Below are 23,814 nucleotides of genomic sequence, written 5' to 3'. Positions count from 1 at the left end.
CGAGTTGCCAGCCGTGGCGGGGTGAGCGCGCGGCAGCCCGCCACGAGTGGCAGCTCGACCTCAGGCGCGGGCGCAGCCGGCGCTAGAGTGAGCGCGTTCGTGCTCTTCGATGTGGGATCGAGGTCGTGATGGGCAAGCGCGTCGTGGTGCTGGGGGCGGGGTTCGGCGGGCTGGAGCTGGCCTCGACGCTCGCCGAGGAGTTCGCCGGCGACCTCGAGGTGGTGCTCATCGACCGCACCGAGGGGTTCGTGTTCGGCTACTCGAAGCTCGACGTCATGTTCGGCCGCACGACGGCCGAGCAGGTGCTCCACCGGTACGCCGATCTCGCGAAGCCGGGCGTGACGTTCGTGCACGCCGAGGTCACCGCGATCGACGCGCGGACCAAGCAGGTCGAGACGACGGCCGGCGCCTTCGCGGGCGACTACCTCGTCATCGCGCTCGGTGCCGACTACGAGATCGGGCGCACGCCCGGGCTCGCCGAGGTCGGTCATGAGTTCTACAGCGAGGCCGGCGCCTTCGCCCTGCGCGACACCATCGCGGGGTTCGACGGCGGCGACGTGGTCATCGGCATCACCGCCGGCCCCTTCAAGTGCCCGCCCGCGCCGAGCGAGACGGCCCTCCTGCTCGACGCGCTGCTGCGGGAGCGCGGCATCCGGGATTCGTCCACGATCTCGCTGGTGATGCCTTTCCCGCGGCCGATTCCTCCGTCGAGGGATGCCTCGACCGCCCTTCTCGCCGCGTTCGTGGAGCGCGGGATCGCGTGGCATCCCGAGACGAACGTGCGCTCCCTCGACGCAGAGGCGCGCGTCGCGAGGCTCGGCGACGGATCGGAGCTGCCGTTCGACCTCTACCTCGGCGTGCCGGTGCACCGGGTGCCGGCGGTGGTCGAGGCATCCGGTCTCACCGTCGACGGGTGGGTGCCGGTCGACCCGGCAACGCTCGAGACGCCGTGGCCCGGCGTCTTCGCGGTGGGGGACTGCGCCGCGGTCGGCACCCCGCGGGCCGGCGTGTTCGCCGAACGTCAGGCGGCGACGGCAGCCCGGCGGATCGCCGCCCGCGTGCGGGGCGACGCGGACGGCCCGACCTACGACGGCAGGGGCGTCTGCTACATCGAGTTCGGTGGCGACGAGGTCGGGATGGTCGAGGTCTCGTTCTTCGAAGGGCGTCCGAACGGGTCGATGCACGGGCCGTCGCTCGACCTGGCCGCCGACAAGCACGAGTTCGGAGCATCCCGCGTGCGTCGCTGGTTCGACCGGGAGTGGGCACCCGTCGACTGAGCGGGGGCGGGTGTCGCCGTGCGCGCCTAGACTTGTCGGGCCATGACCGACGCCCCCTTTCCTCTCATCGTCGGCGGAGATCGCGGGCCTCAGCAGGCCGGCGCACGCCCCGACGAAGACCTTCTCGCCGGGCTCAACCCGCAGCAGCGCGAGGCCGTCACCTACCGCGGCCAGGCGCTGCTCATCGTCGCCGGCGCCGGCTCCGGCAAGACGAGCGTCCTGACACGTCGCATCGCGTCGCTGCTGCGCGGACGCGAGGCGTGGCCGAGCCAGATCCTCGCGATCACGTTCACCAACAAGGCTGCGGGCGAGATGCGGGAGCGTGTCGAGCAGCTGGTCGGCGAGGCTGCGCGCGGCATGTGGATCTCGACGTTCCACTCCGCCTGCGTGCGCATCCTCCGCCGCGAGGCCGAGCAGTTCGGCTTCACGAAGGCGTTCACGATCTACGACTCGGGCGACTCGCGGGCGCTCATCAAGCGGCTGGTGAAGGAGCACGAGGCCGACGCCTACGGACTGACCCCGGCGGCCACGCAGAGCCGCATCTCCAAGCTGAAGAACGAGCTGTCGGATGCCGAGTCCTATGCCCGCTCGGCGAACATGAGCGATCCCGCCGAACGCGTCTTCGTCGAGCTGTTCGCGGCCTACCAGCGCGAGCTGCAGCGCGCGAACGCGTTCGACTTCGACGACCTCATCGGGCAGACGGTGTTCCTCTTCCGCGCCTTCCCGCACGTCGCCGACGTGTACCGCCGTCGGTTCCGGCACATCCTGGTCGACGAGTATCAGGACACCAACCACGCCCAGTACGCGCTGATCCACGAACTGACGCGGCCGATCGGATCGGATGCCGGGCCCATCGCCTCGTCGGGCGGCATGATGATCTTCGACGCCGACCCGACTGACGACCCCGACAAAGCCGGCGCCTCGCTCACCGTCGTCGGCGACTCCGACCAGTCGATCTACGCGTTCCGCGGCGCCGACATCCGCAACATCAGCGAGTTCGAGCGCGACTACCCGGGGGCGAAGGTCGTGCTGCTCGAGCAGAACTACCGCTCCACCCAGAACATCCTGTCTGCCGCCAACGCGGTCATCAGCAACAACTTCGACCGCAAAGACAAGAAGCTCTGGACCGACGTCGGCGCCGGCGAGCAGATCGTCGGATTCACCGGCTACTCGCAGCACGACGAGGCGCAGTTCGTCGCCGACGAGGTGGAGGTGCTGCGCAAGGCCGGCATCGACTACGCGCAGATGGCCGTCTTCTATCGCACGAACTCGCAGTCCCGTGCGCTGGAAGAGATCTTCATCCGCTCGGCCGTGCCGTACAAGATCATGGGCGGCACGAAGTTCTACGAGCGCGCCGAGATCAAGGACGCGCTGGCCTACCTCGTGGCGGTCTCGAATCCGGCCGACGAGATGGCGATGCGCCGCATCATCAACCGTCCGCGCCGAGGCATCGGCGACGTCACCATCGAGGCGATCTCGCGCTACGCGCAGGAGGAGCAGATCACCTTCCGCGACGCGCTCGCGAACTCGTCGGCCCTCAGCGTGGGGCCCAAGATCCAAGCCGCGATCGCGCATCTCGATGCCGTGCTGGCCGAGGCATCCGCTCTCATGCTCCCCGCGAGCGGCGAGCTGGCACCGCCGACTGCGGTCGCCGAGGGCCTCCAGCTCCTGCTGAACAAGAGCGGGTACTACGACGCGCTGCGGGCGAGCAAAGACGCGCAGGACGAAGCGCGCATCGAGAACCTCGACGAGCTCGTCGCCGTGGCGCGCGAGTTCGCACGCAACAACCCCGAGGGCACCGTGATCGACTTCCTCGCAGAGGTCGCGCTCGTCTCCGACGCGGATGATCTGGAGGACGCCTCGGGCTCGGTGTCGCTCATGACGCTGCACACCGCGAAGGGCCTCGAGTACGACGCGGTGTTCGTCACCGGGGTCGAGGAAGACCTCATCCCGCACCGGATCTCGGCGGGCGAGCCCGGCGGCCCCCAGGAGGAGCGCCGGCTGTTCTACGTCGGCATCACGCGCGCCCGCAAGCGGCTGTACGTGTCGCTCGCGATGACCCGTGCGCAGTTCGGCGAGGTGACGGTCGCGATGCCGAGCCGGTTCCTGCAGGAGATCCCGGCCGAGCTGCTCACCTGGCGGCAGTCGCCGGGCGACGTGAACTCGCGCGGCGGCACGCAGTCGCGCGCGCTCAACGCACGGCGCGGATCGGGCTCAGGCTACGGCGGATCGGGCAAGCGCTACGGCGACGACCTCGTGCCGCTCGCCAAGCGCGAGCCCTCCGGCAACCTCGAGCGCTTCGCGAACCGCATCCCGGCGAAGGTGCGCGACAACGGCGACATGCAGCTCGCCCCGGGCGACCGCATCCGTCACGACGACTTCGGCGAGGGCCGCGTCGACGCCGTCACCGGTGAGGGCGCCAAGCGGGTCGCGCACGTGCGGTTCGACAAGGTCGGCCCCAAGAAGCTGCTGATCAAGATCGCGCCGATCGAGAAGCTCTAAGGGCGCGCGCGGGCAACGGATGTCGATCGCAGGCTCGGGCGCCCCGCGGGCGTGCGCGCCCCGTGCGCTCAGGGCTCGGTGCGGGTTGCGAGCAGGTGGTGGTGGGCGAGGCGCCGCAGCGCGAGCATGACCGGTTCATAGAGCGCGGTGCCGAGGACCGCGTAGGACACGGCCTCGTCAAGGCTCATGGCGGACATGGGCGCGATCTCCTCGGCAGCGACGGTCCGCATGGCGTCGCCATACCTCCGCAGCGTCTGGGGGTCGGCGGCGAGGCCGGCGTCTTCGAGCGCGCCGAGGGCCTCCTCCAGCTGCGCCACCGCGGTGAAGTCGCCGTCGTACGTCAAGCCGAGGTCGTCGATCGCCGCGCGGGCGCGCGGGTGGTCGACGCGGTCGGCACCGACGTAGGGAGGTAGGGCGCTCACGGCCCGACCGAGGGTGGTCAGGGCGTCAGGGCCAGGGTCGTCGACGAGGGCGAGGATGTCGCGCACCCGGGCGAGGGGCAGGCCGCGCACGTCGGCCAGCGCGGCGATGAGCTTCAGCCGTGCGAGGTGGTCGTCGTCGTACTCGGCACGGGTGGCCGACGACACGACCCCGCGAGGCAGCATCCCTTCACGGATGTAGTACTTCACGGTCGCCACCGGCACTCCGCTGCGCTCCGCCAGTTCTGAGATCTTCACATCGCCCCCTTGTGGTGGATACTATAGCTATCTAATATTGGAGAGTCGAACTATCCAAGGAGGTCGGAATGGACCCGATCATCACCATCGTCAGCGGCGCCACCATCCTCACGGTCATCGGAATCATGTCGGGCGGCACCTTCCTGCTGCGTATCGCGACCGGCGGTCTGCCCTTCAATGGATTGCAGAAGGCGTTCTTCCGGGCGGGTCACGCCCACGCCGGTGTGCTCGTCCTCCTCGGGCTTGTGTGCATCCTGCTGCTGTCGGCGTCGGGCGCCGCACCCGGCTGGCGGTGGGCCGGGGTGGGGGTGCTCGCCGGAGCGATTCTCATCCCGGCGGGCTTCTTCCTCTCGGTCCTGGGTCGCGAGCCCGAGCGCCCCGGCCGGGCGATCGCCCTGCTCTGGGTGGGCGTGGTGGTGCTGGCGGCGTCGCTGCTCGCCGTCGGCGTCGCGGTCATCGCCGCCGGGGTGGCCGCTCTCGGCTGATCGTGGGGACGCCGGCCTGGGGACAGCCCAGGTCGGCGTTCTCGTGCCCGGGTTAGGCTCGGACCATGGCCCTGTTCTCGCGCCGATCCAAAGACTCCTCCGAAACGCCGGCTGACGATGCCGCGCCCGAAGAGGCGGTCGACAGCGCGAGCGCCGGGACGAGCACCGACGCCCCCGACGTGACGTCCGAGGCCGCTGATGCGGCGGCCGCGGCATCCGTCTCCATCTCGGTGTCTTCCTACGGCGGACTCGGCGCGTCCGCGCCCCCGCCGGCCAAGCCGCAACTCCAGCCTCGCAAGACCGGGCGTGCGGCCACCAAGGTCGCGCCGCGCGCGACCGAGACCGTTCCCGGGCTTCAGGACAACGTGCTCGTGCGGGAAGCGCTGGCGCGGCTCGCCGACGGCACGGCGCCGCAGGCCCTCCTCGACGTGGCGCGGCAGTGCCTGCAGGGTCACCTCTTCCTGCGCATCAAGGGCGACGCCCGTGCCCTGCTCGCCGAGGGGAAGGAGCTCCCGCTCGCAATGGTGAAGGTGGGCGACCGCAACTTCGCGCTGGCGTACTCGAGCGGCGCCGCGCTGCAGGCGAGCGTGCGCGCCGACGGTGACGCCGACACCTCCGCCCTCGGGCAGCCGGTGCTGTCGGTCGTCAAGCATGTGCTCGCCGGGCCCTATGAGGGTCTCGTCCTCGACCAGTCCTCTGCCCCCGCGCGGGCCGTGCTGCCGAAGGACCTGCTCAAGAAGCTCCTCGAGAAGGTCGACGAGAAGCTCGCGATCAAGACGCTCCTGGCAGCCGAACGCACCCCCGAGACGGCCGCCGCGGTGGCGCAGGCGCTCGCCAGGGCGCCGCTGTGGGTGGCCGTGGGCAAGCTCGACGACGGGCGCCCCGGCATCGCGGAGGGGCGTGCCGAAGACGGATCCCGCTACCTCGAGGTGTACTCGCACCCCGTCGAGGTGGCCGTCATGGGCCGTGGCGACCAGGCTGCTCCGGTGACCGCCGCCCAGCTCGCGGCCGCGCTCGGCGATGAGGGCCTCGCGGGCGTGATCGTCGATCCGGCCGGCCCGTGGATCCGCCTGTCGCGCGACGAGCTCGCACCGGTCTTCGCCACCGCTGCCTGACGGGACTACGCCGCCCGCCTGAGACCGACGGGCGCAACGTCGGAGATCTCTGGCGGCGCGCCGGGGCGCGGCATCCGTCCCCCGCGTGTCGCGGATGATCTCCGATGTTGCGCACGACGGGGTCTTGACGCGGCCTTCGGTCCGACATACCTTGTTATCAATTAAGTGGTTGATAAAGGAGTCGGTTGATGATCGAGCAGGATGCCGCGCTGGATCGGGCGTTCGCCGCGCTGGCGGATCCGGTCCGTCGTGCGATCGTCGCCCGGCTCAGCCGTGGCTCCGCGACGCTGGGGGAGCTCGCCGAGCCGTTCGACATCTCGCTGCAGGCGGTGTCGAAGCACATCACCGTGCTCGAAGACGCCGGTCTGGTGTGGCGAACGCGCGAGGCCCAGCGCAAGCCGGTGCACCTCGACGCCGCCGCGCTCGAACGCCTCACCGCCTGGATCGACCGCTATCGACTCGACGCCGAGCGTGCGTACCGGCGTCTCGATGCCGTGCTCGCGGCCGCGGCATCCGCTCAGACCCCTCGCAGGAGAACCACCCGCACGAAGGAGAAGGAATCATGAGCAATCCGCTGACCATCGACGCGGTCCCGGGCACGTCGTACGCCGACATCACCCGCGAGTTCGACGCGCCCGTCGAGGCGCTGTTCCGCGCGCATGCCGATCCTGCGCTGTTCGCCCAGTGGATCGGCCCGGGCGAGGAGCGCACCGAGGTGACCCACTGGGACTTCCGCAGCGGCGGCGGCTACCGGTTCGTGCAGCGCGACGCGCGGGGCGAGTACGCCTTCCGCGGAGTGTTCCACACCACCCGGGAGAACGAGCTGATCATCCAGACCTTCGAGTACGAGGGCTGGCCCGACGAGGTGAGCATGGACGCGATCCGGTTCGAGGCTTTGCTGGACGGCCGCTCGCGGCTGGTCGACCACAGTGTGTTCTCTACCATCGAGGTGCTCGAGAACATGGTGGCCGAGGGCATGGAACGCGGCATGCGCGAAGGCTACGAGAAGCTCGACCGGATGCTGGCGGCGGGCGTCTGAGATGGGCAAGGTCGTCTGCTCGGCGTCGATGTCGCTCGACGGCTTCGTCGCCCACGAGAACAACGACCCCGGCCGCCTCTTCGACTGGTACGAAGCGGGCGACGTCGAGGTGCTCACGGCGAGCGAACCGGCCTCGTTCCACCTGACCCAGGCCAGTGCCGATTACTGGCGCGAGTGGGTGAGGCAGATCGGATGCCTCGTGGTCGGGCGCCTGCTCTTCGACATCACCGACGGCTGGAGTGGGGAGCATCCGCTCGGCGTGCCATTCGTGGTGTTGACGCACGCGGCGCCGACCGACTGGGCTCACTCCCGAACCGGCAACGCCCACTTCGTGACCGAGGGCATCCAGGCCGCCGTCGCGCGTGCGCAGGAGATCGCCGGGGACCGGACGGTCGCCCTCGCCGCCGGGACCATCGCGGGGCAGGCGCTCGCGGCCGGGCTCGTCGACGAGGTCGCCGTCGACCTCGTGCCGGTCGTGCTGGGCACCGGGCACCGCTACTTCGAAGGCGTCGATCCGGCCGCGGTCCGGCTCGGCGATCCGACCACGGTGATCCCGAGCGCGCGGGTGACGCACATGGTGTTCCCCGTCGAGAAGTGACCCGTCCGCGACGCAACATCGGAGATCGTCGGCGCCACGCCGGGTCGAGGCATCCGTCCCCCGTGTGTCTCGGATGATCTCCGATTCTGCGCACGGCGGCCTGTGGCCCGCCGTCGGATCCCGACGAGGGGTGCGGGATGTCGCGCCCCGCGCCTAGGGTCGAGGCATGGCGTCGGAGCGCATCACCCTGACCATTCCCGGGCCCGACGGCGACCGCGAGGTGGGGCTGTCCAGCCCGAACCGCGTGATCTGGCCCGAGCTCGGCATCACCAAGCACGAGCTTGCCGAGTATCTGCTCGCGGTCGCGCAGCCCTTCCTCGCCGCGAACGGAGACCGGCCGGTCTCTCTCGAGCGGTTCCCCGAGGGCGTCGGGGGCGAGAAGTTCTACTCGAAGAACCCGCCCAAGGGCGCACCGGCGTTCGTCCAGGCGCAGACCGTCACGTACAACAGCGGGCGGCGGCATCCGCAGCTCATCCTCACCGAGATCGCGGCGGCCGTCTGGGCGGTGCAGATGAACACGATCGTGTTCCACCCGTGGGCGTCGCTGACGGCCGACACAGACAACCCCGTCGAGCTGCGCATCGACCTCGATCCTCAGCCGGGAACGGATTTCGCGGATGCCGCGGCTGTCGCTCCCGCGCTGCGCGAGGTGCTGACCGAGGCAGGCCTCACGCCATTCCTCAAGACGAGCGGCAACCGCGGCATCCATGTCTTCTGCCCGATCGAGCCGGAGTGGGAGTTCCTCGACGTGCGGCACGCGGTGATCGCGGCCGGGCGCGAACTCGAGCGGCGCATGCCCGACAAGGTCACGATGAACTGGTGGAAGGAAGAGCGCGGCGAACGCATCTTCATCGACTTCAACCAGGCGAACCGCGACCGTACGATGGCCGGCGCCTACAGTCCGCGCGCTCTGCCCGCTGCGACGGTGTCGACGCCGGTGACGTGGGAGGAGCTGGAGGCGGGTGTCGACCCGTCGTCGTTCACGGTGCGCTCGGTTCCCGGGCGCCTGGCCGAGGTCGGCGACCCGTGGGCCGACCTGCTCGCGAAACCGGGCCGCATCGACACGCTTCTCGAGTGGTGGCAGCGCGACCTCGACGACGGGCTCGGCGAGCTTCCCTTCCCACCCGACTTCCCGAAGATGCCCGGCGAGCCCCCGCGAGTGCAGCCGAGCCGCAAGAACCCCGAGAACTGGGACTGACGCGGAGCTTCTTCGCGGGTCGGGGCGTTTCGTCTCGCCTCGCTCGTTACGCGCGGGTCAGTCGAGGACGTCGCCGAGGTCGTACGCCGAGACGGACTCCAGCTGGTCGTACGTGCACGATTCGGGATCACGGTCGGGTCGCCAGCGCTCGAACTGCACGGTGTGACGGAAGCGCCAGCCCTCGAGCTGGTCGTAGCGCACCTCGAGCACGCGCTCGGGACGCAGGTGTACGAACGACGAGTCGCGATCGGGCGCGGAGAACCGCGACTTCTCGCCCTCGCCCTTGAGGGCGGCTCCGCTCTCATCGCGCTCGACGAGCGGCGCGAGCTCGTCGATGAGCTCGAGTCGGCGGGCGTTGCTCCAGGCGGCCACGCCGCCGACGGGGTAGAGCGTGCCGTCGTCGCTGTACAGTCCGACCAGCAGCGAACCCACGCCGACGCCCGACTTGTGGATGCGGTACCCCAGTGCCACGACGTCGGCGGTGCGCGCGTGCTTGATCTTGAACATCGTGCGCTTGTTGGGCGCGTACGGCTCGCCGAGCGGCTTGGCGACGACCCCGTCGAGCCCGGCACCCTCGAACTCCGCCAGCCAGCGCTCCGCGACAGCGGGATCGTCGGTCGTGCGGGTCACGTGCACGGGGTGCGGCACACCACCGAGCAGGTCGACGAGCTCGGCACGCCGCACCTCGAACGGCTCGGGCTGGAGATCGCGATCGCCGCGCGCGAGCAGGTCGAACGCGATGAACATCGCCGGCGTCGTCTCGGCGAGCATGTTTACCCGGGAGGCCGCGGGGTGAATGCGCTGGGTCAGCGACTCCCAGTCGAGCCGCTGCGCTCCGGGCTCGCCCTTGGGCACGACAATCTCGCCGTCCACGAGGCACGGCTCGGGCAAGAGGCGCGCGAAGGCCTCGACGAGCTCGGGGAAGTAGCGGGTCAGCGGTTTCGCCCCGCGCGAGCCGATCTCGACGTTCTCGCCGTCCCACGACACCAGCGCACGGAAGCCGTCCCACTTCGGTTCGAAGCTCAGTCCGCCCGGGGTCTTGGCCGGGTCGGGCACGGAGGGCACGGACTTCGCGAGCATCGGCGCGGGGATGTCGTACGGCATGGAGCCCATCCTGCCGTGCGGGTCGGACGTGAGACAGGCTCAGATGCCGGATGCCGCGAACAGCGCCGCGGCCTCCGCGCGGTTCGACGCCCCGATCTTCGCGAGGATCGCCGACACGTGCACCGACGCCGTCTTCGGGCTGATGTAGAGCCGGCGCCCGATCTGAGGGTTCGTCAGCCCCTCGGCGACCAGCTCGAGGACCTGTCGTTCGCGGGGCGTGAGCGCCGCGATCGTCGAGTCGCCGATCGCCGAGCCCGCCGAGCCCGCCCAGAGCCCGGCCTGCTCCGCCAGGTCGGCCGCCCAGCGCGCGACGCGGGCAGTGCCGTGGACGGATGCCTCGTCCCGCACGCGCTCGAGGATGGCCGCGGCCTCGTCCCGGCCGCCGCTGTCGATCAGCGCATCGGCGAGGCCGAGGCTCGCGATGTGCCGGTGCCAGATCGGGAGCAGGTCGGAGTCGAGGGCACGCCAGGCGGCGATGCGCTCCGCAGCCGGGGCGCCGGACGACATGGTCACCATCGCTCGGACGAACGCGGCGAAAGCCGGCGCCGCCCCGCGCTGCGGCCAGGTGTCGGTCACCGCCCGCAGCCGGGTGCGGCGTTCATCGTCGGCAGAGCCGCCGTCGCTCGACGCCAGCATCATCGAGGCTGTCAGCGCCGCATATCGACCGATCTGCGGAGACGAGGCCTGCTGCGCCACCGTGAGCACGTCATCGAGCAGCTCGTCGTCGCCCGGGAGCCGTGGCACACCGCCTCCGGGACGCGTCAGCGAAGCGTCGGCGCGGTCGATCGCCCACGATCCGTGCTTCTCGGGGTTGGCGCGCACCGATTCCTCGATCGTCGCCCGTTCCGAGGCGATGAGCGCCGTGCGGACGCCGGCCTCGTCGTTCCACGCGTAGTGCATGGCGATGAGGCGCAGCACCGACCCCCGCGAGCCGCGCTCCGACAGCCGGTGCGCGCGCCGGGCGAAGGTGAGCCCTTCGTCCGGGCGGCCGACGGAGAAGAGGGCGCGCGCGAGCGAGAAGGCGATCGACGTGCCCGAGCCGCGCTCGATGCCGGCGCGCACCGCGTCGGCGTGGTGCAGCTGTCCGAGCCGCACTGCCTCGTCGTAGCGGCCGAGCCGCTGCAGCAGATCGACGTGGGCGACGGCGACGTACGCGCGCAGCGCGGGGTCGAGCGTGAGCGCCGCTGCCCGCTCGATCGGTTCGAGCGCGCGCGGCGGATCGTCGTCATCGTCGGCGATGCGCCACGACTCGATGGTCAGGGCGACCGCCAGTGCGGCCGCATCGCCGGCCTCCTCGGCGATGCCGATCGCGCGGGCCGCGTGCTCGGCGGCCTCCTCGCCGTGCTCGCCGATGGCGAGGTTCGACAGGATGCGCGACAGCAGTACGCGGGCGCGAGGGTCCTCCGACTCCTCGAGCAGAGCGATCGCCGCGAGGAGGTCGTCGCGCCGGTTGCGATGCTCGGTGTTGTACACCTCGACGAACCGCTGGCGCAGCAGTCCGGCCCGGGTGAGCGGATCGTCGGGGCACACCGCCAGACCCTCGTTCGCCGACCGCAGGGCGCGCTCGGTGTCGCCCAGATCGTGCCACGCCTGCGCGGCTTCGAGATGCAGCTGCGGCAGCGTCGTGCCGGCGCGGGTCGCGGCATCCGGAACCTGATCCCACAGCTCGGTGAGACGCTCAGCCAGCTTCGCGGAGGTCGCGGGCGAGAAGCCGGTCTGCGAGTGGGCGAGCGCCGCGACGGTCGCGTCGAAGGCGGCCGTGAGATCGCGCGCAGCCAGCCAGTGCTCGGCGATCGCCGAGATCGCGTCGGGGGAGTCCCGGCGGTCGGATGCGAGGAACTCGGCGTAGCGGCGGTGCACGCGCACGCGCTCGCTGGGCAGCATCTCGGCGTGCACGGCCTCCTGCGTCAGGGCGTGCCGGAACGCGTACCCGGCGCCGTCCGCGAGCACGACCCGCGCGTCGATCGCCTCGCGCACGGCGAGGTCGAGCGCGTGGTCGTCGAGCGCCGACACCGCGACCAGCACGTCGTGGTCGGTGTGCATCCCGCCCGCGGCCATGGCGCGCACGGTCTCCTGGCCCTCGTCGCTCAGGCGCGAGTAGCGTGCGAGGACGAGTTCGCGCAGTGTGTCGGGCAGTCCGCGGTCGCCGAGGTCGACGAGCTCCTCGACGAGGAACGGGATGCCGCCGCTGCGCTCCGCGAGCGCCTCTACGTCGCGCGCGTCGGCGGCGAGCTGGGCGACCTGCTCGGCGACCTCGTCGGGGCTCAGCCGGCCGATCTCGATGCGGATGATCGCGCGTGTGCGATCGAGCTCGGCGAGCACGGGCCGCAGCGGATGGAAGCGGTCGATGTCATCGGATCGATAGGTCGCCGCGATCGTCAGGTGCCGGCCGCGGAGGGTGCTGGCCAGCGTCTTGAGCAGTGCCAGGGTCGCAGCATCCGCCCACTGCAGATCCTCGATCACGACGACCACGTGCCGATCGGCGGACAGGGATTCCAGCAGCACTTCGATGGCTTCGGCGAACTCGCCCGGCCGCTGGTCGCCGCCCACCGCGTCGTCGGCGATGCCGGGCACGAGTGCGGCGAGCGTCGCGATCACCGCGGGAGATCCGGCCGCGGCACGCAGCGCCTCGGTGCCCACGGCGGTGTGCAGGTCGCGCAGCACGCGCCGGATCGGGCCGAACGGGGCACCGATCGGACCGAGGTCGACGCATTGGCCGATCGCGACAACGAGCGGCGCGTCGCCGTCGCGGCGGAGCGCGGCCGCCGTGAGGAACTCCTGTACGAGCCGCGTCTTGCCGATGCCCGCCTCGCCGCGCACGATCACGGTGCGGGGGTGCCCGGTGCGCCCCTCGTCGAACGCGTCGAGGAGGGTGTCGAGCTCGGCCCGCCGTCCGATCATGCGCGGGCTCGAGGCGAGTGCGGCCATGCTCATATGCTCGCACCTCCTGCGGGTGCGGAGGAGGGGGCGCCGGTCACGACGACGGCCCCGCCAGGGCGAGCGAAGCGGGATCGCACGCCGGCGCTCCGGCGCGCGCGGCCCGCGCGGCGGCACCCGGGGTGACGGCCAGCGGCGCGGCGACACCCGGCGTGACGGCGACCGACCGGCGACGGAACGGCCAGAGACGGCGTCGGCTGCGGCGCGTGGCGGTCACGCCGCCGTGCTCGCGGTGCGAGACGAGCAGCGCGTGCTCGCGGTCGAGGTCGGCGGCGCGCAGCTGCTCGAGGCGGTAGGCGGTGAAGGTCGAAGCATCCATGTCGTCTCCTGTTCGCCGTGGTGGCGGGTGGGTGCAGGTTCGACTGTGCTCCCTAAGGGGTGGGTCGCCAATCGGGCGGATGCCCTATCTTCGCGGCGCGGGGCGTCCGGATCAGGCCTCGATCGGATGCTTCGGCCGTGCCCAGCGGGCCGGGAGGCCGGGTCCGTCCCAGACCTGGATGACGCCCCACGCCGCCGCGGCGATCGGCACCGCGAGGACCGCGCCGACGATGCCCCCGAGCACCGCGCCGACGGTCAACGCCACGAGGATGACGAACGCGTGCAGCTTCATCGACCGGCCCATGAGGAACGGCTGCAGGAAGTTCCCCTCGAGCTGGTTGACCAGCACCACCACGCCGACGACGAAGAGCGCATTGACCCAGCCGTTGGCGACGAGCGCGACGAGCGCGGCCAGGATGCCGGCCACCGTCGCGCCGACGATCGGGATGAACGCGAGGAGGAACACGAGCACCGCGAGCGGTACGGCGAGCGGCACCTGAAGGATCAGGAGGCCGATCAGGATGCCGATCGCATCGACCGCCGCGACCGTCGCGGTGCCGCGCACGTACGAGCCGAGGACCGTGGTGGTCTTGTCGCCGATGCGGCGCGCGCGCACGTAGTTCTCGCCGCGGAACGGGCGCAGCAGGAACTCCCACATCTGCGGGCCGTCCTTCAGGAAGAAGAACAGGATCGTGACCATCAGCACGAAGCCGGTGACGAAGTTGGCGACCGCGCCGACGCCCGCGAGCGCGCCCGAGCCGAACTGCGCGCTGGTGACGAAGTCGGTGAGCGTCGCGACCCACTCGTCGAGCTGCTCGGGCTGCAGGAAGTCGAACGGCAGGGTCTGGAGCCATGCGAGCAGGTCGTCGAAGCCGGCTTGCGCCTGCGTGTACAGCTCGTCCCACTGGTCGCGCACCGCCCACACGATGAGCCAGCCGAGGAGCCCGAGGATGACGACGATCGCGAGCAGCGTGAGGAGGGTGGCCAGAATCGACGGGAGACCGCGCCGCCGCATCCAGCTCATCACCGGGTTGAACGCGCACGCGAGGATGAGCGCGATCACCAGCGGGATCGTGACGAGCGTGAGCGACTGGATCACGAAGACGACCCCCGCGGCCACCGCCACGACGAGGATGATCTGCAATGCGCGGATCGCGAGCTTGCCGAACCCGTCGGCCCAGAGGCTCCACGGCGCGCGCGTCGCCCTCAGCTCGGCGTCCTGTGATTCCAGGCGCACGGTCTGCGGGGTGCTGCGGAAGAAGCCCATGGGCCGAGGCTAGGGGCGACTGCCGCGCCGCTCGGGCGCCTTGCCGGGGGAGGCGGTGTTTGCTAGGCGAACGCGCTCATGCCGGTGATGTCGCGCCCGATCAGCAGCGCCTGCACGCTCTCGGTGCCCTCGTACGTGTGGATGGCCTCGATGTCGGTCATGTGCTGCATCACGCCGTTCTCGAGCAGGATGCCGTTGCCGCCGAGCAGGTCGCGCGCGGTCGCCGCGATCCGCCGCGCCGCGCGCGTGTTGTGGTACTTCGCGAGCGAGGCCTGCGTCGGCCGCAGTCCGCCGGACGCTTCGAGGTCGGCGAGGTGCCGGCAGTACAGCTGCATCGCGGTCAGCTCCTCGAGCATCTGCGCGAGGCGCTCCTGGACCATCTGGAACTTCGCCAGCGGCTTGCCGAACTGCACCCGCTGCTGCGCGTACGACAGCGCCGCCTCGTAGCAGGCGGTCGCGTGCCCGAGAGCCGACCATGCGACGCCCGAACGCGTCGAGTACAGCACGGTCGAGGCATCCTTGAAGCTCCTCGTGCCCGGCAGCGCCGCGTCGAGGGGGACGCGAACCCCATCCAGAGTGATCAGGGCTTGATGGATGCCGCGCAGCGACGCCTTGCCGCCGATCACGGTGCCGGTGTACCCGGCCGTCTCCTGCTCGACGAGGAAGCAGCGGACGGCGCCGTGCTCGGGCGCCTCGGGGTCGTCGACGCGCGCCCACACGAACGTGATGCCGCCGGATGCGCCGTTGCCGATCCACTTCTTCGCGCCGTCGATCACCCACTCGTCGCCGTCGCGGCGGGCGACGGTCTCGAGCGACACGGAGTCCGAGCCGTGGTCGGGTTCGGTGAGCGCGAAGGAGGCGGGAACCTGGCCGCGCGCGACGGGCTTCAGCCAGCGGTCCTGCTGCTCCGGGCTGCCGAACAGCGCGAGTACGCGCAGTGCGAGGCCGCCCTGGACGGCGATCACCGTGCCGAGCGAGCCGTCGCCCCGCGACACCTCCATGTTGACCAGGCCGGCCGCGAGCGGCGAGAAGCGGGTGAGCTCCGGGTGCACGATGCCGTCGTTGAGGAGATCGAGTTCGCCGAGGCGCATCGCGATGTCGAGGGGGTAGTCCGCGGCATCCCACGCGTCCTGCATGCGGGTGCCGACCTCGTCGACGTAGGCCTGCGCGCGCTCCCACACCGCGCGGTCCTCGGCGGGGATGTCGGCGAACACCTGGTAGTAATCGGTGCCGAGGCGCCGTGTGACGTCGTAGCCGGCGGTGCTCTGGCCGGGGCGGGGCTGGAACTCGGTCACGACGGACTCCTCTTGGTGGAACTCAATGTCAAGTCACATAGTACTCAGTCCCACCGCGTCCGTCTCGGTCGGTCAGCGCCGAGGCGTCCAGCCAGGCGGCAGCGGGCCGTCGATCGCGGCGCGCTCGGCGTCGGCCGCCGCGGACCAGCCCTGTGCGGAATCCCGTCCATCGAAACCGCCGCGTGCGATGCGCATCCCGACGTCGTCGTGGTGCATACGGGGCGCCCCGCCGCGCCGCGTCGAGGCGCGCACGCTCCAGGCGTCGTCGGCGAACCCGCCGCCGCGGAACACCCGGTAGGCGTCGTAGCGTGCGGGATCGAGTAGGTCCCAGCACCACTCCCACACGTTGCCGAGGGTGTCGAAGAGCCCGTTGAGGTTGGGCAGCTTGCCGCCGACGTCCTGAGGGGCGGTGACCCCGTCGGCGCTGGTCCAGGCGACCTCGGCGAGCGGTCCGTAGTGGGCGCCCGTCGAGCCCGCGCGGCACGCGAACTCCCACTCCGCCTCTGTCGGCAGCCGGTAGCCGTCGGAGTCGACGTGCCACGTGACGTCCTCGCCGTCGAAGGAATACGCCGGGTCGAGGCCCTCCCACTCCGACGCGGCGTTGCAGAAACGGATGGCGCGCAGCCAGGTCACGTCGACCGCGGGGCGGCGCGGATGACGAGCAGCAGCCTCTCCGACGATCTCGGCGAGCTGTTCCTGCGTGACCGGGTAGACGCCGATCTCGAAGGGCTCAAGTTCGACCGTGCGCCGCGTCCTGGTCCGCGCGTCGTGCAGGGTCACCGAGCCGCCGGTGATGCGGGCGAGCTCGAGGTCGGTCACGACGCCGCCGGCGCGTGGAGGGTGCGGGGTCCCGGGCTGTTCACGCTCCCGAGCCTAGGACCGCTGCGATGTCGGTGCTCGGCCGTACCGTATAGCCGCTGACGACGACGTCGTGGATGGAGGAGTGCCATGCCCTCGAAGCTCGGGAACATCACGTTCTACGCCGACGACCCGCCCCGGCTGGCGCGGTTCTGGTCGGGAGTGTTCGGCTATCCGCCGGTCGAGTGGGGCGAGCCTCTCAAGAGCGAGCTGCTCGACGCGGGTCTGACCGAGGCCGACCTCGCGGCCCGCGGCGTCGCCGAAGACCCCGACGGCGTCGGGCCGCGGCTGTTCTTCCACCACGCATCCGGCCCGAAGCAGGGCCGCAACCGGCTGCATCTCGACATCAGCGCGACGCCCGGGCGCTCGCCGTCGCGCGACGAGCTCGAGGCAGAGAAGGATCGCCTCGTCGCTCTCGGCGCGGAGGTCGTCCGGCTCGTCGACCAGGACTGGGGGCCGTGGCCGGAGCTGTACTACCAGCTGCGCGATCCCGACGGCAACGAGTTCTGCCTGCAGTAGGGCCCGTCAACGACTCAGGATGCGAGCTGCTGCGCGAGTCGTGACCCGCTCTGCGTCGGGCGATCAGGAGGGCGGGTCGAGCGTGATCAGCTGCCGCAGCTCACCGCCCGCGGCGAGGCGGTCCATCGCCTCGTCGAGGTCGCCGAGGCGGATGCGCGACGACACGAGCCGCTCGAGCGGCAGACGGCCGGCGCGCCACAGCTCGATGTAGCGCGGGATGTCCCGGCTCGGCACCGCCGACCCGAGGTAGCTGCCGACGATCGTGCGGGCCTCGGCCGTCAGCACCAGCGGCGACACGCCCGCGCGGGCGTCGGGGGCGGGGAGGCCGACCGTGACGGTCGTGCCGCCCGGGGCGGTGAGGGCGACTGCGGTCTCGAAGGCGCGTGCGGCGCCCGCCGCCTCGATGACGACGGGGGCCCGGATGCCGCGTTCCGCCGCGTCGACCGGACTCAGCGCGCCGATGGCACCGAGATCGCGGGCGAGACCGAGCTTCGCATCGACGGCATCGACGCCGATCACCTCATGACCCAGTGCCACCGCGACCATCAGCGCGGCCATGCCCACGCCGCCCAGCCCGACGACGATGACGCGCGCGCCGGGCGCCGGGCGTCCTGCGTTGAGCACGGCGCCGCCGCCGGTCAGCACCGCGCAGCCGAGCAGCGCGGCGATCTCGGCCGGCACGTCGGGGTCGACCTGCACCACCGACGTGCGGTTCACGACGGCGTGGGTCGCGAACGCCGAAACGCCGAGGTGATGGTGCACGTCCTGGCCTGCGCCGTCGGTGCCCGTGCGATGCAGACGGATGCCGCCGCCTACGAGCGTGCCGGCGTTGTTGGCCGCCGTTCCCGGCGTGCAGGGGAGGCGCCCCTCGGTGCGGCAGCCGTCGCAGTCGCCGCAGCGGGGGAGGAAGGTCATCACGACGCGGTCGCCGCGCGCGACATCCCGGATCCCCTCGCCGACGTCTTCGACGATGCCCGCCGCCTCGTGCCCCAGGAGCATAGGCGTCGGACGCACGCGGTTGCCGTCTACGACGCTGAGGTCGGAGTGGCAGACGCCCGCGGCCTCGACGCGCACGAGCAGCTCGCCGGCACCGGGCGGGTCGAGCTCGAGGGGCCCGACGGTGAAGGGCCGCGAGCGTGCGAAGGGCGTCGGGGCGCCGGAGCGTTCGAGGACGGCTCCGATGATCTGCATGGGACCTCCTCGTCGGCGGCCGCGACGGTACGGCACGCGCGGTTCTCCCTCGCACGATAAGCCGTGCCCGGCCGTCCCGCGAATCGGGGGACCGCGGATCGACGGGCTCAGGCGGCGATGGCCCTCCGCGCGATCCGGCGGCGGCGGATCCACTTCTCGACCTCGACGAACAGCGGCACGACGAGCGACAGCCCGAGGCAGATCAGCCACTCGCCCCCGCTGAGCGGCGTCGTTCCCACGAGTCGCTGGAGAAAGCCGATCTCGACCGCCGCGACGGTGATCGCCAGCGGGATCGCGAGCCACTTGACCGCGGCGAGGATGGGCGCCGTCAGACCCGACTCGGGATCGCGTCGCATCGCCAGCCCGCCCAGGACCGCACCGAACGCGGCGACGACGAACGTCATCGTGACGGGGACGTTCGGCTCGGACGGGCTCGCCTGGTCGGGGAACAGCAGCAGCGGGATCAGCGTCATGAGGAACAGCACCCCGCCGTAGACGAACCACAGCGTGACAGCACCACCGTTGGCGATCGTCTTCTTGGGATCCCGCGGCGGCTTGAGCATGATCCCGTCGGGCACGGGGTCGAGGAGGATCACGATGACCGGGAAGATCGAGATGAAGAAGTTGAGGAACAGGATCATGATCGGCGTGAGCGGCACGCCGCTGTTGATGTCGAAGATGCTCGCGACCAGGAACAGGAGCACGAGGGAGAACAGCTGCGACATCTGGTAGCGGACGTAGCTGACGATCTTCTCGTAGATCCCGCGTCCGAGCCGGACGGCCGTGACCAGCGTGCCGAAGTTGTCGTCGACGAGGATCATCTTCCCGGCCTGCTTCGTCACCTCGCTGCCCGACCCCATCGCCACACCGATGTCGGCCTGCTTGAGGGCGGCGGCGTCGTTCACCGCGTCGCCGGTCATCGCGACGACGGCGCCGTCCTCCTGCATGAGGCGAGCGAGGCGGAGCTTGTCTTCGGGGGTCACGCGTCCGAACACGTGCAGGTTCGGCAGGGCCGCCTTCAGCTCGTCGTCGCTCATGGCCTGGATGTCGGCGCCGCTCGCGGCCCCGGGCCCGAGTCCGAGCTTCGCGCCGATCGCGGCGGCCGTGATCGCATGGTCACCCGTGATCATCCGCACCTCGATGCCGGCCTCGTGGGCGATGCGGACCGCCTCCTTGGACGAGGGGCGGAGCGGATCGATGATGCCGACGAGCCCGACGAACGTGAGGTCCTTGACCTCGGCCATCGGGTCCGTCGGTACCGGCGAACCCGGCGCGAACCGCCGCACCGCGAATGCCAGCACGCGCAAGCCCTGCTCCGAAAGCTTCCGGTTCGCATCGAGCACCGTCTGCAGCTGCGCGTCGATCGGCGCGGGGCCCTGGGCGGTCATCACCGTCGTGCAGCGATCGAGCACGACATCCGGCCCGCCCTTCACGAGCGCGACCAGCCCCATCGCGCTGTCCTGCGGGACCTCGTGGAAGGTCGCCATGAACTTGTAGGCCGAATCGAACGGCACCTCCGCGGCACGGGGGTACTTCGCCCGCGTGAGTTCGGCGTCTGCCCCCATCTTCGCGGCGAGCACGACGAGGGCGGCCTCGGTCGGATCGCCGATCACGGCCCCGTCGTCCGACACCGTCGCGTCGCTGCAGAGGGTGAGGCCGAGCGCGAGCTGCGTGAAGTCCGGCACCGGCTGCCCGGCGACCTGGCGGATGTCTCCCGTCTTCTCGTACCCGCTTCCTCCGACCGTGAACCAGTCACCCGCGTAGTAGAGCGACTCGACGGTCATCTCGTTCATCGTGAGGGTGCCGGTCTTGTCGGAGTTGATCGCGCTCGTCGCGCCCAGCGTCTCGACATCCGTGAGGTTCTTCACCACGGCCTTGTGCTCGGCGAGCTGGCGGGAGCCGTACGAGAGCATCGCCTGCACGAACGAGGGCATGCCCGTCGGGATCGCCGAGATCGCCATCGAGATGCCGAGCAGGATGACGGACGCGACGGGCTGCTGACGGAGGAGCCCGAAGATGACGATGACGGCCACCGCGCCCCACGCGATCCAGCCGAGCACGCCGGTGAGCGAGTCGAGCTCCCGCTGCAGCGGCGACTTCGCCTGCTTCACCGACGACAGCATCGAGGCGATCTGCCCCATCTGAGTCGTCATGCCGGTGTCGGTGATCACGACGGTCGCAGTGCCGCGGGTCACCTGGGTGTTCTGGAAGGCCATGTTCGCGCGATCGCCGAGCGTCGTGTCGGGATCTGCGATGGTCGCGGCGTCCTTGGCGATCGGAGCGCTTTCGCCGGTGAGAGCGGCTTCCTGGGTCTCGAGCGTCGCGGAGCGCAGGATGCGGCCGTCGGCGGGAACGATGTCGCCCGCTTCGAGCGCGACGAGGTCGCCCGGCACGATCTCGGTCGCGGCGATCTGCAGGAGGCTTCCGTCGCGGATGACCCGAGCCTGGGGGATCTGCATCTTCGACAAGGCGTCCACGGATGCCTTGGCCTTCATCTCCTGGCTCGCACCCAGGAACACGTTCAGCACCACGAGCGCGCCCACCACGATGCCGACGCTCACCTGTCCGATGAGCAGACTGATCACCGCGACGATGACCAGCATGACGTTCATCGGGTCGGCGAGCTGGCCGAGAGACACCTGCCAGAGCGACGGCGGCTTCTCGGCCGCGATCGCGTTGGGTCCGTGGTCGGCGAGTCGCCGCGCCGCCTCGGCCGTGGTCAGCCCTCGCTCGCGGTCGGACCCGAGGGAGGCGACGACGGCGTCGGGGTCCTGCGTGTACCAGGGGGTCGGCCCGGCGGCAGCGGTCGGCGACGATTCCACGGTGCTCATGTGGCGACCATACCGCCGCTCATACGGCGGGGGGAGGATGAGATCCCCGCTCGCCGGGTGATTTCGGAGAGCGGATGCCGCGGCTCAGTCGAGCCGCTCCTGGAGGCGCCGCGCGACCTCGGCCGCCGGCATGGAACGGGGGAAGACCGCCACCACGACGTCGTCGGCCGCGGCATCCCGAGCCTCCCCGTCGGGCTGCACGCCGAAGCGACGCAGCGCATCGTCGAGCGCGCGGCGCAGGACCGAGACGGGAACGCGCTTCGGCCCGCGCAGCAGCTGACGCAGCACGTGATTGTGGATCGCGGTGACGAGCGCGGCGAAGCCGACGGCGTCGATCGGGTCGAGCCCGGGCAGCGCGCTGCGGAGGTACTCGTCGAACAGGCGCTCGTAGCGGAAGACGGTGACGATCTCGCGCTCGCGGAGCGCCGGCACCTGACGCACGACCGTGTAGCGCCGGCGCGCGAGTTCGGGGTCGGCGGCGAAGTGGGCGTAGACCAGGATGGATGCCTCGCACACCGCCTTCCATGGATCGGGATGCGAGCCCGCCAGGAACTCGCGCAGGCGCTCGAGCAGCAGCTCGTGGTCGGCGAAAACGACGTCGTCCTTCCCGCCGAACTGGCGGAAGAACGTGGAGCGCGACACCCCCGCGGCCTGAGCGATCTGCTCGACCGAGGTCTGATCGAAGCCCTGCTCGGCGAACAGCTCGAGCGCGGCGGCGACGACCGCGGCCTGCGGCGCGGCGGAGGGGATCGCGGTGGTGTCGGACATCTCGGGGGAGAGCCTAGTGAACGCGCGCGTCGGCCGCGGCATCCGAATCTCCGTTCTCATCGCTCCCACCTGCCGGGGAGCCTTGTCAACGGGCTGTCGCCGCGCGCTCGCGGGGAGTTGACTGACGGCATGACGTCGATCTGGAAGCACGGAGCCGGACTCGTCGATGGCTCGCCTTTCGAGCCGGGGCGTCACCACGACGTCATCGTCGTCGGTGCGGGCATCACCGGGCTCACGACCGCTCTGCTGCTCGCGCGAGCCGGACGCGACGTCGCCGTGCTCGAGGCGGGCGAGGTGGCGAACCTCGCGACCGGGGCGAACACCGGCAAGCTGTCGCTGCTGCAGGGCTCGGTGCTGTCGTCGCTGCGCCGCCATCACCCGGCGCGCCTCGTCCGTGCGTACGCCGACGCGAACCGCGACGGCGCCGAATGGCTGATCGACTTCGCCGACAGTGGCGGCGTGCCCTACTCGCGGCGGACGGCCTATTCGTACGCGCAGACTCCCGAAGGCGCCGAGTGCGTCGAGGCGGAGCGGGATGCCGCGGCCCAGGCAGGCCTGCCGGTGCGCCGCGTCGAGGGCTCCGAGCTCACCGACAGCGGCGTGCCGATGCAGGCGGCGGTGGCGCTCGACGACCAGGTCGCGATCGATCCGCAGCGCGTCGCGGTCGCGCTCGCGCGCGCCTTCCTCGCGGCGGGCGGCACGCTCCACACCGGTGCGCGGGTCACGCGCGTGCACGTCGTGCCCAGGGCGCGGGTGTGGACCGACGAGGGGTCGGCATCGGCCGATCGCGTCGTGCTGGCCACCGCTGCCCCGATCACCGACCGCGGGCTGTACTTCGCGAAGGTGCGCGGGCTGCGGTCCTCGTGCGTCGCCTTCGCGATCGACGCGCCGGTGCCCGACGGGCTGTACCTCTCGGTCGACGGCGAGACGAAGTCGGTCCGGTCGATCACCCCCGCCGACGGTCCCGCCGACGCCGCGCAGCTGATCGTCGGGGGCAACGGCTTCCCGGTCGGGCGGGCGGCCTCGCCGCAGGCCGAGATCGACGACCTCATCCGCTGGACGAGCGTGCAGTTCCCGGGCGCCGAACCCGTCGCGCAGTGGTCGGCGCAGGACTACCAGTCGCACGACCTCATGCCGTTCGTCGGGGCCATGCCGCGGGGGCTCGGACGCATCCGCTTCGCGACGGGCTTCGCGAAGTGGGGGCTGTCGAACGGGCCGGCCGCGGCGCTGCGGCTCGCCGCCGAGATCGAGCGCGTGCCATGGCGCGAGCGTCCCGAGTGGATGCGGGTCATCGCGACGCGCATGACCGTGCCGGCGGATCTGGCCCGCGGCGGCGTCGAGAACCTGCGCGTCGGCTGGGAGGCCGCGAGCGGCTGGGTCGGCGCGCAGACGGTGCCGACGCCGGTGCGCCGACCGGCCGAGGGCGAGGGGATCGTCGCGAACCGCGCCGGCCATCCGGTGGGCATCTCGACCGTCGACGGCACGACGCGGGCGGTGAGCGCGGTGTGCACCCATCTCGGCGGAGTGCTCGCCTGGAACGACGCCGAGCGGTCGTGGGACTGTCCGCTGCACGCGTCGCGGTTCGCCGCGGACGGGACGCGCATCGAGGGCCCGGCGGTGTGCGATCTTGCTCGGCTTCCGCGCGTGCGCGGGGAGGAGCACGACGATCCGGAGGAGCACGGGGATCCCGAGGAATCCGGGGATCCGGAGGAGCACGAGGATCAGGAGGTGACGCGGAGCGCCCCGCCCACGTCCCCCGCCGCCGCGCGCTGACGCAGACCCGGCGCGTCGCTGCGGTCTGGAGCGCTCGGCAGGCGGTAGTAGGCTGGGGTACT

At 71.2% G+C, this 23,814-nt stretch carries 20 protein-coding genes; 10 read left to right on the top strand and 10 right to left on the bottom strand.

Features of this window, described 5'->3' with window-relative positions; translation table 11 throughout:
• The first annotated feature begins 128 nt into the window (after positions 1-128).
• Positions 129-1,277: an NAD(P)/FAD-dependent oxidoreductase gene (locus H9622_RS08640; RefSeq protein WP_191766140.1), complete on the top strand. Its 1,149-nt coding sequence runs from the start codon at positions 129-131 to the stop codon at positions 1,275-1,277.
• Between the two features lie 42 nt (positions 1,278-1,319).
• Positions 1,320-3,779: an ATP-dependent helicase gene (locus H9622_RS08635; RefSeq protein WP_191765983.1), complete on the top strand. Its 2,460-nt coding sequence runs from the start codon at positions 1,320-1,322 to the stop codon at positions 3,777-3,779.
• A 68-nt stretch (positions 3,780-3,847) separates the two neighbouring features.
• Here H9622_RS08635 and H9622_RS08630 read toward each other — a convergent pair whose 3' ends face one another.
• Positions 3,848-4,456 (bottom strand): MerR family transcriptional regulator, encoded by a 609-nt coding sequence (locus H9622_RS08630; protein WP_191765982.1) that lies wholly within the window; start codon positions 4,454-4,456, stop codon positions 3,848-3,850.
• 68 nt (positions 4,457-4,524) lie between these two features.
• Between H9622_RS08630 and H9622_RS08625 the strand changes: the two genes are divergently transcribed.
• From H9622_RS08625 to ligD, 6 genes are all read left to right on the top strand, one after another.
• Positions 4,525-4,941, top strand: a complete 417-nt coding sequence (locus H9622_RS08625) for a hypothetical protein (RefSeq protein ID WP_191765981.1) — start codon at positions 4,525-4,527, stop codon at positions 4,939-4,941.
• Between the two features lie 65 nt (positions 4,942-5,006).
• On the top strand, positions 5,007-6,056 hold the full coding sequence (locus H9622_RS08620; RefSeq protein WP_191765980.1) for an SseB family protein: 1,050 nt from the start codon (positions 5,007-5,009) through the stop codon (positions 6,054-6,056).
• Positions 6,057-6,244: 188 nt separating this feature from the next.
• Positions 6,245-6,622, top strand: a complete 378-nt coding sequence (locus H9622_RS08615; protein WP_191765979.1) for an ArsR/SmtB family transcription factor — start codon at positions 6,245-6,247, stop codon at positions 6,620-6,622.
• Positions 6,619-7,095 (top strand): SRPBCC family protein, encoded by a 477-nt coding sequence (locus H9622_RS08610; protein ID WP_191765978.1) that lies wholly within the window; start codon positions 6,619-6,621, stop codon positions 7,093-7,095. The genes H9622_RS08615 and H9622_RS08610 overlap by 4 nt, the downstream gene beginning before the upstream one ends.
• Before the next feature lies 1 nt (position 7,096).
• Positions 7,097-7,693, top strand: a complete 597-nt coding sequence (locus H9622_RS08605; RefSeq protein WP_191765977.1) for a dihydrofolate reductase family protein — start codon at positions 7,097-7,099, stop codon at positions 7,691-7,693.
• Between the two features lie 166 nt (positions 7,694-7,859).
• Complete coding sequence (ligD, locus tag H9622_RS08600; RefSeq protein WP_191765976.1) at positions 7,860-8,891, top strand: non-homologous end-joining DNA ligase; 1,032 nt, start codon at positions 7,860-7,862, stop codon at positions 8,889-8,891.
• A 57-nt stretch (positions 8,892-8,948) separates the two neighbouring features.
• On the opposite strand, the gene H9622_RS08595 is transcribed toward ligD, so the two are convergent.
• The 6 genes from H9622_RS08595 to H9622_RS08570 all read right to left on the bottom strand — a co-directional run bounded on the left by H9622_RS08595 (position 8,949) and on the right by H9622_RS08570 (position 16,631).
• Complete coding sequence (locus H9622_RS08595) at positions 8,949-9,995, bottom strand: ATP-dependent DNA ligase (RefSeq protein ID WP_191765975.1); 1,047 nt, start codon at positions 9,993-9,995, stop codon at positions 8,949-8,951.
• 39 nt (positions 9,996-10,034) lie between these two features.
• Positions 10,035-12,923, bottom strand: a complete 2,889-nt coding sequence (locus H9622_RS08590) for a helix-turn-helix transcriptional regulator (RefSeq protein ID WP_225221833.1) — start codon at positions 12,921-12,923, stop codon at positions 10,035-10,037.
• A gap of 46 nt (positions 12,924-12,969) precedes the next feature.
• Complete coding sequence (locus tag H9622_RS08585; protein WP_191765974.1) at positions 12,970-13,251, bottom strand: hypothetical protein; 282 nt, start codon at positions 13,249-13,251, stop codon at positions 12,970-12,972.
• A 111-nt stretch (positions 13,252-13,362) separates the two neighbouring features.
• Entirely contained in the window at positions 13,363-14,517 is a 1,155-nt protein-coding gene (locus tag H9622_RS08580) for an AI-2E family transporter (RefSeq protein WP_191765973.1), read from the bottom strand.
• A 62-nt stretch (positions 14,518-14,579) separates the two neighbouring features.
• The gene (locus tag H9622_RS08575; RefSeq protein ID WP_191765972.1) at positions 14,580-15,812 is read right to left on the bottom strand and encodes an acyl-CoA dehydrogenase family protein; all 1,233 of its coding nucleotides are present in this window, start codon (positions 15,810-15,812) and stop codon (positions 14,580-14,582) included.
• A 72-nt stretch (positions 15,813-15,884) separates the two neighbouring features.
• Positions 15,885-16,631, bottom strand: coding sequence for a formylglycine-generating enzyme family protein (locus H9622_RS08570; RefSeq protein WP_191765971.1), 747 nt, complete (start codon positions 16,629-16,631; stop codon positions 15,885-15,887).
• 129 nt (positions 16,632-16,760) lie between these two features.
• On the opposite strand from H9622_RS08570, the gene H9622_RS08565 reads away from it, so the two are divergent.
• Positions 16,761-17,189 (top strand): VOC family protein, encoded by a 429-nt coding sequence (locus tag H9622_RS08565; protein WP_191765970.1) that lies wholly within the window; start codon positions 16,761-16,763, stop codon positions 17,187-17,189.
• Between the two features lie 63 nt (positions 17,190-17,252).
• On the opposite strand, the gene H9622_RS08560 is transcribed toward H9622_RS08565, so the two are convergent.
• The 3 genes from H9622_RS08560 to H9622_RS08550 form a co-directional block, all read right to left on the bottom strand.
• Positions 17,253-18,380 carry an alcohol dehydrogenase catalytic domain-containing protein gene (locus H9622_RS08560; RefSeq protein ID WP_191765969.1) on the bottom strand — a complete coding sequence of 376 codons (1,128 nt, stop codon included), beginning with the start codon at positions 18,378-18,380 and terminating at the stop codon, positions 17,253-17,255.
• A gap of 107 nt (positions 18,381-18,487) precedes the next feature.
• The gene (locus H9622_RS08555; RefSeq protein ID WP_191765968.1) at positions 18,488-21,211 is read right to left on the bottom strand and encodes a cation-translocating P-type ATPase; all 2,724 of its coding nucleotides are present in this window, start codon (positions 21,209-21,211) and stop codon (positions 18,488-18,490) included.
• Between the two features lie 84 nt (positions 21,212-21,295).
• Positions 21,296-21,979 carry a TetR family transcriptional regulator gene (locus tag H9622_RS08550; protein WP_191765967.1) on the bottom strand — a complete coding sequence of 228 codons (684 nt, stop codon included), beginning with the start codon at positions 21,977-21,979 and terminating at the stop codon, positions 21,296-21,298.
• 129 nt (positions 21,980-22,108) lie between these two features.
• On the opposite strand from H9622_RS08550, the gene H9622_RS08545 reads away from it, so the two are divergent.
• On the top strand, positions 22,109-23,752 hold the full coding sequence (locus tag H9622_RS08545) for an FAD-dependent oxidoreductase (RefSeq protein WP_191765966.1): 1,644 nt from the start codon (positions 22,109-22,111) through the stop codon (positions 23,750-23,752).
• The last annotated feature ends 62 nt before the right edge of the window (positions 23,753-23,814 follow it).

The organism is Microbacterium gallinarum, assembly GCF_014837165.1.
Taxonomy (GTDB): Bacteria; Actinomycetota; Actinomycetes; order Actinomycetales; family Microbacteriaceae; genus Microbacterium; species Microbacterium gallinarum.
This window is presented reverse-complemented; position numbering and strand designations above follow the sequence as displayed.

What these genes read in the sequence shown, in the direction of transcription:
- H9622_RS08605 (WP_191765977.1), top strand. Translation starts at nt 7,097, where the DNA reads ATGGGCAAGGTCGTCTGCTCGGCGTCGATGTCGCTCGACGGCTTCGTC.
- H9622_RS08635 (WP_191765983.1), top strand. Translation starts at nt 1,320, where the DNA reads ATGACCGACGCCCCCTTTCCTCTCATCGTCGGCGGAGATCGCGGGCCT.
- H9622_RS08550 (WP_191765967.1), bottom strand. Translation starts at nt 21,979, where the DNA reads ATGTCCGACACCACCGCGATCCCCTCCGCCGCGCCGCAGGCCGCGGTC.
- H9622_RS08560 (WP_191765969.1), bottom strand. Translation starts at nt 18,380, where the DNA reads ATGCAGATCATCGGAGCCGTCCTCGAACGCTCCGGCGCCCCGACGCCC.
- H9622_RS08620 (WP_191765980.1), top strand. Translation starts at nt 5,007, where the DNA reads ATGGCCCTGTTCTCGCGCCGATCCAAAGACTCCTCCGAAACGCCGGCT.
- H9622_RS08640 (WP_191766140.1), top strand. Translation starts at nt 129, where the DNA reads ATGGGCAAGCGCGTCGTGGTGCTGGGGGCGGGGTTCGGCGGGCTGGAG.
- H9622_RS08595 (WP_191765975.1), bottom strand. Translation starts at nt 9,995, where the DNA reads ATGCCGTACGACATCCCCGCGCCGATGCTCGCGAAGTCCGTGCCCTCC.
- H9622_RS08590 (WP_225221833.1), bottom strand. Translation starts at nt 12,923, where the DNA reads ATGGCCGCACTCGCCTCGAGCCCGCGCATGATCGGACGGCGGGCCGAG.
- H9622_RS08585 (WP_191765974.1), bottom strand. Translation starts at nt 13,251, where the DNA reads ATGGATGCTTCGACCTTCACCGCCTACCGCCTCGAGCAGCTGCGCGCC.
- H9622_RS08555 (WP_191765968.1), bottom strand. Translation starts at nt 21,211, where the DNA reads ATGAGCACCGTGGAATCGTCGCCGACCGCTGCCGCCGGGCCGACCCCC.
- ligD (WP_191765976.1), top strand. Translation starts at nt 7,860, where the DNA reads ATGGCGTCGGAGCGCATCACCCTGACCATTCCCGGGCCCGACGGCGAC.
- H9622_RS08625 (WP_191765981.1), top strand. Translation starts at nt 4,525, where the DNA reads ATGGACCCGATCATCACCATCGTCAGCGGCGCCACCATCCTCACGGTC.
- H9622_RS08545 (WP_191765966.1), top strand. Translation starts at nt 22,109, where the DNA reads ATGACGTCGATCTGGAAGCACGGAGCCGGACTCGTCGATGGCTCGCCT.
- H9622_RS08610 (WP_191765978.1), top strand. Translation starts at nt 6,619, where the DNA reads ATGAGCAATCCGCTGACCATCGACGCGGTCCCGGGCACGTCGTACGCC.
- H9622_RS08565 (WP_191765970.1), top strand. Translation starts at nt 16,761, where the DNA reads ATGCCCTCGAAGCTCGGGAACATCACGTTCTACGCCGACGACCCGCCC.
- H9622_RS08580 (WP_191765973.1), bottom strand. Translation starts at nt 14,517, where the DNA reads ATGGGCTTCTTCCGCAGCACCCCGCAGACCGTGCGCCTGGAATCACAG.
- H9622_RS08615 (WP_191765979.1), top strand. Translation starts at nt 6,245, where the DNA reads ATGATCGAGCAGGATGCCGCGCTGGATCGGGCGTTCGCCGCGCTGGCG.